The sequence below is a fragment of the Streptomyces noursei genome (genome assembly GCF_016917755.1).
Classification (GTDB): domain Bacteria; phylum Actinomycetota; class Actinomycetes; order Streptomycetales; family Streptomycetaceae; genus Streptomyces; species Streptomyces yunnanensis.
In genome coordinates, this window is record NZ_CP070326.1 from 8,999,881 (window position 1) to 9,012,180 (window position 12,300).

Here is a 12,300-nt window from a genome sequence, read left to right on the forward strand (position 1 = left end):
AATACCTTCCGGCTGCGTGTGAACGGAGGGCTGCATGCGAAGGACGCTGCTGTACGGCCCGCCCATCCGCTGACCCGTGTCCGGTGCAACAACCGATGTCGATCGCGTCAGTCGGCGCGGCACCGACCCTCTGCCGGGCCGGCTTGCGTGAGCGGAACATGGAGCAACCTACGCCAGGCATGACAACCCGTCAAGACACTTGTAGAGTCGGCTTGTAAAGTCTCAACAAGCCTCACTTGTAAGCATGTTGACAGCGAGGGCCGCCTCTGGTCTTCTTGGTGGTGCGACGCCGCAAATGCATCACGAAGGCGCCTACCAAGGCGCTTACCAGGGTGAGGTGTTGTAGAGATGGCCGAAGCATATTGCTGGGCTGGAAAGCACCGGCGCTTACAGCGCCTTCGTCATCCGGGCTCTGGGGCGATCTTCCTGGTCCCACTTGACCATTCACTGGCTGATGGTCCAGTAGCGGATACCGAGAATTTCGCTTCACTGGTCGAGGCGATGGCCAACAACGGAGTGGACGGACTCATCGTCCACAAAGGGCGGGTCCGGTTCCTCCGACCGGAACTGCTCCGGGACTTGAGCCTGATCGTGCACCTGAACGGCAGCACCCGCTATGCCCCGGACGCCAACGCGAAGATTCTCGTCGGCTCCGTGGAAGAAGCCGTGGCGCTGGGGGCGGACGCAGTCAGCGTGCACATCAACATCGGTTCCAACAACGAAGCCGCACAACTCACCGACCTGGGCAAGGTCTCCGACCAGGCGGCGCGCTGGGGCGTACCGCTGCTGGCCATGGTGTACCCGCGTGGCCCCCATCTGACGAATCCCGCCGACCCCGCTCTGCTGGCGCACGCCGCGAACATCGCGGCCGACCTCGGAGCCGACATCGTCAAACTGCCCTACACCGGTTCGGTCAGCACGATGGTCGATGTCGTCCATGCCAGCCCGATCCCCATCGTGACCGCCGGCGGCGGCGTGGTCGCCGAGACGGAGAAACTCCTCGACGGCATCACAGACGCAATGGCCTCCGGCGTCGCCGGCGTCGCCGTCGGACGCAATGTCTTCGGCGCCGCCGACCCAGGACACACGGCACGCCTCATCGCGCAGCGGGTGCACGCCACCGCTCCCCCGCCGGACCTCCTGCCGGCGGAACGTCAGATGGACCGCGAAGCAACATTTTCCTGATCCACAGGCAATCGGACACGAGTTGAGGGAGAACATGAAGTCTGCCTACATCGATCTCCGTGACTGCGCCGGCGAACTGGCGAATGCGGTAATCGAAGAGAGCGCCCACCTGGGAGTGGAGGGCGTCGTCGTCGACGATCCGGAACTCGCCAAGAACGTGCCCCCGACGCTGCACAAGGTCGCGATCGTGGCGCCGGAAACCCCGACCACGTTGATCGACCAGCTCGTCGACGTGGTCGACCTCTTAGTCGCCGATCACAGCATTGTCGAGAAGTTCGAGGGGCTGCGCCCCCACCTGAAGACCGGTGTCCTGGTGAAGGTGGTCGGCGAGGAGACCCTCAACCTTGCCTGCAAGATCGCCAACGAGGCGGACTTCACGTTCGTCCAGTTCCAGCAGGACCCCAGCAAGATTCCGCTGGAGATCCTGCTGGCCGCTGCCGACCGGGCCCAGGGATCGATCGTCACGTTCGTCGAGGACCTTGAGGACGCCGTCGTCACGCTCGGTGTCCTGGAACGCGGATCCGACGGAATTCTGCTGCGGCCGCGCCGGGTGGGTGATGTCTCCGAGCTGGTGCGTGTGTGCCATGAGGAAAGCGCCTCGCTCGCCATGGAGGAATTCGAGATCGTCAAGCTGACGCATCTCGGGCTCGGCGACCGGGTCTGCGTGGACACCTGCACCCGGCTCAGGCCCAACGAGGGCATCCTCGTCGGTTCGTACTCGACCGGCCTGATGCTCATCAGCAGTGAGACACATCCGCTCCCCTACATGCCGACACGGCCGTTCCGGGTCAACGCGGCAGCACTTCATTCCTACACGCTCACGCCCGGTAACCGCACGCAATACCTCTCGGAGCTCCGATGCGGCTCAGAGGTTCTCGCGGTCAGCACGGACGGAAATGTACGACGCGTCATCGTGGGTCGCATCAAGATGGAAACCCGCCCGATGCTGCAGATCGAGGCCCGTACCTCCGACGGAACGCTCGTCGACGTGGTGGCACAGGACGACTGGCACGTCCGCGCACTCGGGCCGAGCGCAAGCGTTCACAACATCACCGAACTCCGGCCGGGCGACCGGATTCTCGGGCACACCCTCACGGATCAGCGGCACGTCGGCTACGCCATCCGTGAGTTTCTCCACGAACAGTAAGCGCATCGCGTCGTCCGTTCATTCGGAGTCCTCGTTTCCGGTGGCGAAGGAGGGTGCACAACGTGGCACGCATTGTGCAGAAATACGGTGGCACATCAGTCGCCACCCCCGAGAAGATCACGGAAGTGGCGCGGCAGGTCCGGACGACCCGGGAGGCGGGGCACGACGTCGTCGTGGTCGTCTCGGCCATGGGCGGCACCACCGACGAGCTGCTCGCGCTGGCGTCCGCCGTGGCGGAGCGTCCGGATCTCCGCGAACTCGACGCCCTGCTGTGCACGGGTGAGGCGAGGTCGGCCGCGCTGCTCTCCCTCGCCCTGAACCAACAGGGCGTCGCCAGCCGCTCGTTCGGCGGCCCCGAGGCGGGCATCCGTACGGATCACCGCCATGGCGACGCCTCGATCGAGAAGATCGAACCGGGGCAGCTGCGCAGCGCCCTTGAGGGCGGCGTCGTACCGGTGGTCGCGGGATTCCAGGGCGAGGCCGGCGTCGGCGGAGCGCGGACGACTCTCGGCCGGGGCGGATCGGACACCACGGGCGTGGCGCTGGCGGCCGCGCTCGCGGCCGATCACTGCGAGATCGTGACGGACGTATCCGGTGTGTACACAGCCGATCCCCGCCACGTCACAGGAGCCCGCCGGCACACCGCTCTTTCGTACGAGGAGATGGCGGAACTCGCCACGAGCGGCGCGAAGGTCCTCGCACCGAGCTCGGTGGAATACGCGCGGACTCACGGTGTCGACCTGAAGGTGCGCTCGTGCCAGTCCGTCGCCGACCCTGGTACCTGGGTGGGCAACCACCGGCCGTGCAATGTCCGCGGCACCGACGACTCGTGGATCGCGGCGCCGAACGGACGACCGATCGCCGGGGTCGCCAGTCAACAGGGCCTGGTGCGCTGTGTGTTACGGCGCATCAGTGCGGACTCTGCGAGGCGGGCATTGGCCGCGCTCGCCGAGCACGGAATCGGGATGGAGCTCTGCCGGTACGGCAACCTGGGCACCGAGGGCGTCAGCGATGTCGCCTTCACGTTGTCGGCGGCGGACTCGGAAGAGGCGCGGTCCCTCCTCACCGGTGCGGCCCTGCGCGGCTCGCTCGATGAACTGCACTGGACGTCCAACCTCGCGCGGCTGTCAGTCGTCGGTATCGGGCTCGGCCGCGAGGCGGATTCGGTACTGACGATGCTGCAGGCGCTGCGTTCCGTCGATGCGCTCGGCACCGACCTCGTCGTCGCCCCCAACGCGCTCAGGGTGCTCATCGGCGAGAGCAGCCTTGCCGATGTCACCCAAAGCGTCCATGACGCGTTCGTCGACGGTCTCGCCGTACCGCGGATCTACCCCGTACCGAACCAAGAACTCTCGTCCCAGCGCGGTGGTGAGCACCGCAGGCCCGCGATCGGCGAGCGCCGCCGGGGCTCGAATGTGCCGGCGCTCACCGCCGTTCGCTGAACCAACCCGTCGTCCTTGATCCCGGCTGGAGAATTCAATGTACGTAATGGGGCTCAACCTCGGGCACGATCGATCCGCTTGCATCGTGAAAGACGGCGAGATCGTGGTGGCCGTCGAGGAGGAACGTCTCGACCGGTCGAAGCACTCGCCTGGATTCCTGGTGCACGGTTACGGCGGCCGGCTCGAGCTGTCCGAGTACCTGACCCGGGTGCTTCCCATGAAGTCCATCAACTACTGCCTCGAAGCAGTGGGCTTGAGCATCGACGACCTGGATCTGGTCGTGGGAAACAAGTCGATCTATGACAATGCCCTGAAGCGCATGCTGCTCGAATTCCCCATCAGGGACAAGAGCAAGCTGCGGATCCTGCCCGCGCCCTCCCACCACCTCGCGCACGCCTATTCCGCGTACTTCGCGTCGCCGTTCGACGATGCCGCGGTCCTCGTCGTCGACGGCGTCGGCAGCCTCACCGAGGACGGCACGGGATTTGAGAAGCACACGATATTCGACGCGCAGGGTCGCTCCATGGAGCGGGTGTACAGCGACTCGTTCCCCAAGGACTACAGCGAGGTCGGAATCGGCCTGTTCTACAGCTTCTTCTCTTCGAAGCTGAGCTTCGTGACCCGGTACGGCCATCCCGCTTTCGGGGACTTCGGGTGTGGCGGTTACCCGGAGGCCGGGAAGACCATGGGCCTTGCGCCCTATGGGCAACACCGTCCCGACTGGCCGCAGCTTCTCCACCTGGACGCGGGCAAGGTGAATGCGCGCACGGCGGACCTGGAGGATGCCTGGCGCCGCTGGCTGAAGGAAGACGGCGAAGGCTTTGACAGCAGTGAGCGTGGCAGCTGGGACCATCCCTTTGCCAAGGATGTGGCCCGCAAGGTGCAGGAGGAAACCGAAGAAGCCCTGCTCTACCTTGCCCGGCACGCCCGGAAGATCACGGGCCGGCGCCGGCTGTGCTTCACCGGTGGCGTTGCGCTCAATTCGGTCGCCAATGAGCGGATCGCCAATGAGAGCGGATTCGACGAGGTGTACTTCTTCGGGCCTTCGGGCGACGACGGTGTCGCCATCGGGTCGGCCTATTACGGCTACTACGCGCTTGCGGGCGGCGAGAAGCGGCACCACGTGAAGTCCGCGTCCATGGGCCGGGCATATGGCCAGGACGCCGTCGACGAGGCGGTGCGCGAAGCCGGCGGGGCCGTTGAGGCGCGGCAGGCCGAGGTGTCCGAGGTGGCCCGCCTGATCGCCTCGCACCACACGGTCGGCTGGTTCCAGACAGGTTCGGAGATCGGCCCCCGGGCGCTGGGGCACCGGAGCATCGTGGCGGACCCGCGGCACCCGGAAATGCGGGACTACCTCAACGACGTCGTGAAGCACCGGGAGTTGTTCCGGCCGTTTGCGCCGTCGGTGCTGGCCGAACGGGTCTCCGATTGGTTCGAAAGCGATCGGGAGAGCCCGTTCATGCTGCTCGTCCCGCATGTGCGGCAGGACAAAGAGAAGGTCATCCCCGCGGTGTGCCATGTCGATGGAACGGCCCGTGTACAGACGGTGCACCAGGAAACCAACAGTGCGTACCACGCGTTGATTTCCGCTTTCGCCGAGATCACAGGCGTCCCCCTCGTCCTGAACACCTCGTACAACGACGCCGGCGAGCCGATCGTGGAGACTCCGGCCGACGCCATCAGGACCTTCCTCAACACGGAGATCGACTACCTGTACCTCGGCAATACGCTCCTGAGCAAGCCGGGCCGCTCGCTGCCCGACAGCCACCCGAGCCGCCGGCCGGTCGAGGTGTCGAAGTAGTACGGGACGTGACGGCCGACAGAACGGTTTTCTGGAGCGGGTCGACGAAGGCCACTCCGAGGCTGTTCTGTCGGCGTCATGTCGCAGTCGCCGCAGGCCCGCAGGTGGGCCGCCTGCACTGACATCTCGTAACTCATCTCGCGTGGCTGGTGGAGATTCCATGAACCCCGTCTGTGAAGAGGATGGAAATGGCTAGAGCCGCAGCGGCACTGGTGCTGGAGGACGGCCGGGTCTTTGGTGGTGAGGCGTTCGGACGCGAGGGGTCATGCCTGGGCGAAGTCGTATTCACCACGGGAATGACGGGATACCAGGAGACGCTGACCGACCCGTCGTACCACCGGCAGATAGTGGTGGCCACCGCGCCGCACATCGGCAATACGGGATGGAATGACGAGGACAACGAGTCACAGCGGATCTGGGTGGCCGGCTACGCGGTGCGGGAACCGGCGCGCGCACCGTCGAACTGGCGCTCACGCCGCCCTCTCGAAGACGCACTGGACCGCGAGGGAGTGGTCGGCATCGCCGGAATCGACACCCGCTCACTGACACGACATGTGCGGCAATTCGGCGCGATGCGCGGCGGAGTGTTCTCCGGGGCCGCCTTGGCCCCGCACACGGAAATGGTCGCGCGGGTCCGGGCCGGCCGGGCGATGGCCGGCGCGGATCTCTCAGGAGAGGTCACCACCGGCGCGCCCTACGTGGTACCCGCGCAGGGCGGGAAGCGTTTCACGGTGGCTGCGCTGGACCTGGGGATCAAAACCAGCACCTCGCGCATGATGACGGCCCGTGGAATCGAGGTCCAGGTGCTGCCGGCGGCGGCGACGCTGGAGGAAGTGCTCGCACTCGGCGCGGACGGGGTGTTCCTGTCCAATGGGCCAGGAGATCCGGCGACCGCCGATGCGCAGGTGGCGTTGGCAGAGCAGGTCCTCGACCGTGGCCTGCCGCTGTTCGGGATCTGCTTCGGCAACCAGATTCTCGGGCGCGCGCTGGGGCGCCGGACCTACAAACTGCGCTATGGGCACCGGGGCATCAACATTCCCGTCATCGACGCTGCCACCGGTCGGGTGTCGATCACCGCGCAGAACCACGGATTCGCCGTGGAAGGTGAGCCCGGCGAGGAATTCGCCACCGCCTTCGGCCGGGCGAAGGTCTCGCATCACTGCGCCAATGACGGAGTGGTGGAGGGCCTGCGCCTGCTGGAGCGTCCGGCGTTCTCCGTCCAGTACCACCCGGAGGCCGCTGCCGGCCCGCACGACGCCGCGCCGCTGTTCGATCTGTTCGTACAGCTCATGGAGGGGGACATGAATGCCTAAGCGGACCGACGTCAAGCACATCCTGGTCATCGGATCGGGTCCGATCGTGATCGGGCAGGCATGTGAATTCGACTATTCCGGCACACAGGCGTGCCGGGTGCTGCGCGCCGAGGGCATCCGGGTATCGCTGGTGAACTCGAATCCGGCGACGATCATGACTGATCCGGAATTCGCCGACGCCACCTACATCGAGCCGATCACTCCGGAGTTCGTGGAGAAGGTCATCGAGGCGGAACGCCCCGACGCGCTCCTCGCCACCCTGGGCGGCCAGACGGCGCTGAACACCGCGGTGGCGCTGCACGAGCGCGGGGTGCTCTCCAAGTACGGGGTGGAGCTGATCGGCGCGGACATCGAGGCGATCCGCCGGGGGGAGGACCGGCAGCGGTTCAAGGACATCGTGCGCGCCGTGGGCGGCGAGGTGCCGGAGTCGGCGGTGTGCCGGTCGATGGACGAGGTGCGGACCTTTGTCTCCGAACACGCGCTGCCGGTGGTGATCCGGCCGTCGTTCACCATGGGCGGCCTCGGCTCCGGCATGGCGCACACCGCCGAGGAACTGGAGCGCATGGCGGCGCTGGGGCTCAGTGAGTCCCCGGTGCACGAGGTGCTGATCGAGGAGAGCGTGCTCGGCTGGAAGGAGTACGAGCTTGAGCTGATGCGCGACCACCAGGACAACGTGGTGGTGGTCTGCTCGATCGAGAACATCGACCCGATGGGCGTGCACACCGGCGACTCGGTGACGGTGGCACCTGCGATGACGCTGACCGATCGCGAGTACCAGCGCATGCGCGACATGGGCATCGCGGTGCTGCGCGCGGTCGGCGTCGACACCGGCGGCTGCAACATCCAGTTCGCCGTTCACCCCGAAACGGGGCGGATGGTGGTCATCGAGATGAACCCGCGGGTGTCGCGGTCCTCGGCGCTGGCGTCGAAGGCCACCGGGTTCCCCATCGCCAAGATCGCCGCGAAGCTGGCGATCGGCTACAGGCTGGACGAGATACGCAACGACATCACGGGCGAAACCCCCGCCTCCTTCGAACCGACCCTGGACTACGTGGTGGTCAAGGTGCCGCGGTTCGCGTTCGAGAAGTTTCCCACCGCGGATGCGGGCCTGACCACCACGATGAAGAGCGTCGGCGAGGCCATGGCGATGGGCCGCAGCTTCCTCGAAGCGCTCGGCAAGGCACTGCGGTCGATGGAGACCCCGGGCGCGGGCATGTGGACCGGGCCCGACCCCGAAGGCACCACCCTCGCAAGCACGCTCCAGGCGCTGCGCACGGGGCACGACGGCCGGCTGTACACCGTGGAACGGGCCCTGCGGCAGGGCGCCACCGTGCGGCAGGTGCACGAGGCTTCGGGCATCGACCCGTGGTTCCTCGACCAGATCGGCTCCCTGATCGAACTGCGCGCCGAGGTCATCCACGCACCGGTTCTGGATGCCGCGTTGCTGCGTCGCGCCAAGGGCGCGGGCCTGTCCGATCGCCAGATCGCGCTGCTGCGGCCCGAGTTGGCCGATGAGGACCGGGTACGGTCGTTGCGGCACCGGCTGGGCGTGCGACCGACGTTCAAGACCGTCGACACCTGTGCCGCCGAATTCCCGGCCAGGACTCCGTACCACTACTCGGCCTACGAGTTCGACCCCGCCGCCGAGAGCGAGGTCGCCGCACAGCGGCAGCGGCCCAAGGTGATCATCCTCGGCTCCGGGCCCAACCGCATCGGCCAGGGCATCGAGTTCGACTATTCGTGCGTGCATGCCGCCATGGCGCTGCACGAGGTCGGTTACGAGACGGTGATGGTCAACTGCAACCCCGAAACCGTCTCCACCGACTACGACACCTCCGACCGCCTGTACATCGAACCGCTCACGTTCGAGGACGTGCTGGAGGTGGTGCACGCCGAACAGGTCTCCGGCACCGTGGCCGGCGTCATCGTCCAGCTCGGTGGCCAGACACCGCTCGGCCTGGCGCGGCGGCTCGCCGACGCCGGAGTACCGGTCCTCGGCACCCCGCCCACTGCGATCGACCTCGCGGAGGACCGCGGTGCGTTCGGGGAGGTCCTGGCCACCGCCGGGCTGCCCGCTCCCCCGTACGGCACCGCCACCAGCTTCGCCGGGGCGAAGCGCATCGCCGACGACATCGGTTATCCGGTGCTGGTGCGCCCCTCCTATGTGCTGGGCGGGCGCGGGATGGAAGTCGTCCACGACGAAGCCTCCCTGGAGAGCTATATCAACCGGGCAACTGACATCGCCCCCGAACACCCGGTGCTGGTGGACCGCTTCCTGGACAACGCCATCGAGATCGACGTCGATGCGCTCTGTGACGGCCGTGAGGTCTACCTCGGCGGCGTCATGGAGCACATCGAACGAGCCGGCGTGCACTCCGGCGACTCCGCCTGCGTCCTGCCTCCCCCCACCCTCGGCAGGCAGGAGGTGGAGGCGGTCCGCCGTTCCACCGAAGCCCTCGCCCGCGCCCTCGGCGTGCACGGCCTGCTCAACATCCAATACGCCCTCAAGGACGGTGTCGTGTACGTCCTGGAGGCCAACCCGCGCGCTTCCCGCACCGTGCCGTTCGTGTCCAAAGCCACGGCCGTGCCCCTGGCCAAGGCCGCCTCGCGCATCATGCTAGGTGCGACCCTGGCCGACCTGCGCGACGAGGGCGTCCTCCCGGCCACCGGAGACGGCGCGACCCTGCCCGCCCGTTCTCCGGTCGCCGTCAAGGAAGCCGTCCTGCCGTTTCACCGGTTTCGGACCCCCGAAGGCCGCGGCATCGATCCCCTGCTCGGCCCGGAAATGAAGTCGACCGGCGAAGTCATGGGTATCGACATCACTCTCGGACATGCCTACGCAAAGAGCCAGATCGCGGTCCACGGGGCGCTGCCGATGAAGGGCTCCGTAGTGCTCGCACTGGCCGACCGGGACGAGAGCCTTGGCATCCTCCTCGCCGAGCGCCTCGCCGGCCTGGGCTTTCACGTCCTGGCGGCACAGGGCACCGCAGCATTCCTGCGCCGCAACGGGATGGATATCACCGTGGTGCAGGACGGTGACGGCGAAGGGCAGCACGCCCGGCGCATTCAGGAGGATGACATCACGCTGGTCATCGACACATCCCACGGCAACCACCCCGAACGCGCCGAAGGCAGCGAACTCCGCACCGCGGCCGTCTCGCGGGGCGTCCCCTATGTCACCACCATCCAGGGCGCCGTGGCAGTCGTCCGAGGCATCGAAGAAGCCAGCGCAACGGAACCCGAAGTACGGGCGCTCCAGGACTGGCACCACTCACACTGACGTCGCCGTCGAGGACATCGTGCTCGATGGTGGCAATGCGCCAGAGAAGGAGGCTGCGGAGAGTCCTCGGCCACGACGGCTCATACACCGCTCGCTTCGGCGGAGAGTTCGGCAAGTGTGCTGTCCAGCCACGCGATTTCGGCCCGTCGCGATTCCCGGGAAACCTGGAGCATGCCCTTCCGGTATCTGTCGGGTGTATCCACTGCACGGACCAGCTTGCCGCCCCGGGTGAAGTAGCTGGCCGGCTGGTCGAGGAACTCCCGGCGACGTTGCAGAACCGCGGCCTGCTCCCTTACGTCCGGCACCAGGCCGAGGAAGGCAAGCACCACATTGAACCGATTTCGATCCGTGATGAACTTCTCGCCCGGGTTCCGCAATTGCCCAAGCAGCTGATCCTTGCCTTGGCTCGTCAGGGACAACGTATGCCGCTGCCGTACGCTCCCCTGTGATCCCTTCTCCACATGACGCGTGAGGAATCCATGACGTTCCAGCCGATTGATCGCCGGATAGAGCGATCCATCACTGACTGGGCGCACGTGACCGGTGAGCTGAGCAACGCAACGGCGCAGCTCATAGCCATGAAGTGGGGCTTCTGCAAGGAAGCCCATAATTGCCAAGTCGAGCATGGGGTGTTTCCATCCGGGAGTGTCCTGGCCAAGGTGGCCACCACTTTATCCCGGTTCGAGGTACGGCGGAACAGAAAAGCCACGCGAAGCGGATCCGGCCCCTGCAAATACCGCCCTGAAGTTCAGGTACCGCGGGGGGCTCTCAGCGTCTTCGACGCGGTCCGGTAGACCGACAGTGCGCCGGAGGCGTCACCCGCTTGTTCCAGCATCTCCGCAAGCTCGAACAGCGCGTTCGCCCCCAGCCAGCCGAGTCCCATATCGATCAACTGCGTGGATGCGCTCTCGTAGGAGCCCCGAGCCTGCTTGTACTGACCCAGCTCACGAAGTGCCCGACCGGCGGTCAATGCCGTCTGCGCGCGGCTCAACCGGTATGCAGCGGGCATGGTGGCCAGCGCGTCGACGGCCGTGCGGTGGGCCTCCTCCGACTCCCCGCTGTTCAGCAGGATGTTGGCGAATCCCGCTGTGCCGAGCGATGCGTCGACTGCCGTGCCGAATTCCTGAAGGCGTTGTACGGCCGGGCGCACATTCGACTGCAGCTGCGCCGGAAGCCGCCCGCCCTGGTGCGCCATGTACGCCATGGCGGTCACCGCGATGCGGTCGCCGGCAACTGCACGGGTGTCCATGACCTTCGCCTGGAAAGCCTCGACGAGAAGGGCGTAAGCGCTCTCCTGATCGCCGTTCTCCTCCGCGGCCTGGGCAGCCTGGGAATATGCCGCCACCTGAACGTCACGGGAGAGGAACCCCGCGGCAGCCTCTTCAACGGCTCCCGCATCGATGTCCGTTCGGCCGCCACCGCCACGGCAATGATGGGCGTACTGCACACTGCTCGCCAGCTCAACGGCGGGAGGTATGCCATGGACTCCAAGAGTCCGTGCCTGCGCCAGGGACTCGACGCCAAACGCCACCGCTTCGTCCAGCCGGCCGAGCTCCAGCATGCACCTCGTCAGCGCCGTTGCGCAGACGACCCATTTGTGCACCCATCCCGAAACGCGCTGCTGCTGATGGAGATCGAGCCATTGTCGATAGAGCTCGGCCGCTCTGTCGAGCTCGCCGAGATGTTCGCAGGCGCGCGCCAACCTATGGACTGCTTCCATTTGGTCCGCTACGGAGTGAACGGCACTCTCCAGCGCCGCCTCGAAAGAGTCACAAGCCCCGGAGATGTCTCCGTCAGCAAACGCCAAGTCGCCCCGCAGCAGGATCACTTGAGTCGCGTAATCAACTTCGATGCTACCGATATCACTCGGCTGCGCCGATGCCTCTTGGGCGCTGGACAGAACTTCCGGGGAGACATCCAGCCGTGCGGCGATCCTCAGTATCACCTCAGAAGTCGGAGGTCGCTTTCCGTTCTCCAGCAGGCTGATGTAGCCTGCGGACAAACCCGGTTCCGCCAGGTCGTTTTGAGAAAGACCCCGCTGGAGTCGAAGCGACCTCAGCTTCTGCCCAAAGTTGTTAGTCGTCATACTCCAGAGAATTTCTTCGACTCATAGCGGCCTCCTGAACGAGAAA

8 protein-coding genes are annotated in these 12,300 nt (G+C 66.2%); 6 read left to right on the forward strand and 2 right to left on the reverse strand.

Annotated features, from left to right (window positions below; genetic code table 11):
- Positions 1–348: 348 nt before the first annotated feature.
- The 6 genes from JNO44_RS39215 to carB all read left to right on the forward strand — a co-directional run bounded on the left by JNO44_RS39215 (position 349) and on the right by carB (position 10,168).
- Positions 349–1,185 (forward strand): 2-amino-3,7-dideoxy-D-threo-hept-6-ulosonate synthase, encoded by an 837-nt coding sequence (locus JNO44_RS39215; RefSeq protein ID WP_205368749.1) that lies wholly within the window; start codon positions 349–351, stop codon positions 1,183–1,185.
- Between the two features lie 34 nt (positions 1,186–1,219).
- A complete protein-coding gene (locus tag JNO44_RS39220; protein WP_205368750.1) occupies positions 1,220–2,332 on the forward strand; it encodes a 3-dehydroquinate synthase II family protein in 1,113 nt (370 codons plus the stop codon).
- A gap of 62 nt (positions 2,333–2,394) precedes the next feature.
- Positions 2,395–3,774 carry an aspartate kinase gene (locus JNO44_RS39225; RefSeq protein ID WP_205368751.1) on the forward strand — a complete coding sequence of 460 codons (1,380 nt, stop codon included), beginning with the start codon at positions 2,395–2,397 and terminating at the stop codon, positions 3,772–3,774.
- A 46-nt stretch (positions 3,775–3,820) separates the two neighbouring features.
- Positions 3,821–5,575: a carbamoyltransferase family protein gene (locus JNO44_RS39230; protein WP_240167866.1), complete on the forward strand. Its 1,755-nt coding sequence runs from the start codon at positions 3,821–3,823 to the stop codon at positions 5,573–5,575.
- 188 nt (positions 5,576–5,763) lie between these two features.
- Positions 5,764–6,888 carry a glutamine-hydrolyzing carbamoyl-phosphate synthase small subunit gene (carA, locus tag JNO44_RS39235; RefSeq protein WP_240167867.1) on the forward strand — a complete coding sequence of 375 codons (1,125 nt, stop codon included), beginning with the start codon at positions 5,764–5,766 and terminating at the stop codon, positions 6,886–6,888.
- The gene (gene carB / locus JNO44_RS39240; protein ID WP_205368753.1) at positions 6,881–10,168 is read left to right on the forward strand and encodes a carbamoyl-phosphate synthase large subunit; all 3,288 of its coding nucleotides are present in this window, start codon (positions 6,881–6,883) and stop codon (positions 10,166–10,168) included. Before carA ends, carB begins: the two co-directional genes overlap by 8 nt.
- A gap of 80 nt (positions 10,169–10,248) precedes the next feature.
- On the opposite strand, the gene JNO44_RS39245 is transcribed toward carB, so the two are convergent.
- Positions 10,249–10,794, reverse strand: coding sequence for a PadR family transcriptional regulator (locus JNO44_RS39245; RefSeq protein WP_205368754.1), 546 nt, complete (start codon positions 10,792–10,794; stop codon positions 10,249–10,251).
- 122 nt (positions 10,795–10,916) lie between these two features.
- A complete protein-coding gene (locus tag JNO44_RS39250) occupies positions 10,917–12,254 on the reverse strand; it encodes a helix-turn-helix domain-containing protein (protein WP_205368755.1) in 1,338 nt (445 codons plus the stop codon).
- Between the last annotated feature and the right edge of the window lie 46 nt (positions 12,255–12,300).

Coding starts and splice junctions, on each gene's coding strand:
- JNO44_RS39250 (WP_205368755.1), bottom strand. CDS start 12,254: ATGACGACTAACAACTTTGGGCAGAAGCTGAGGTCGCTTCGACTCCAG.
- JNO44_RS39230 (WP_240167866.1), top strand. CDS start 3,821: ATGGGGCTCAACCTCGGGCACGATCGATCCGCTTGCATCGTGAAAGAC.
- JNO44_RS39220 (WP_205368750.1), top strand. CDS start 1,220: ATGAAGTCTGCCTACATCGATCTCCGTGACTGCGCCGGCGAACTGGCG.
- carB (WP_205368753.1), top strand. CDS start 6,881: ATGCCTAAGCGGACCGACGTCAAGCACATCCTGGTCATCGGATCGGGT.
- JNO44_RS39245 (WP_205368754.1), bottom strand. CDS start 10,794: ATGCTCGACTTGGCAATTATGGGCTTCCTTGCAGAAGCCCCACTTCAT.
- carA (WP_240167867.1), top strand. CDS start 5,764: ATGGCTAGAGCCGCAGCGGCACTGGTGCTGGAGGACGGCCGGGTCTTT.
- JNO44_RS39215 (WP_205368749.1), top strand. CDS start 349: ATGGCCGAAGCATATTGCTGGGCTGGAAAGCACCGGCGCTTACAGCGC.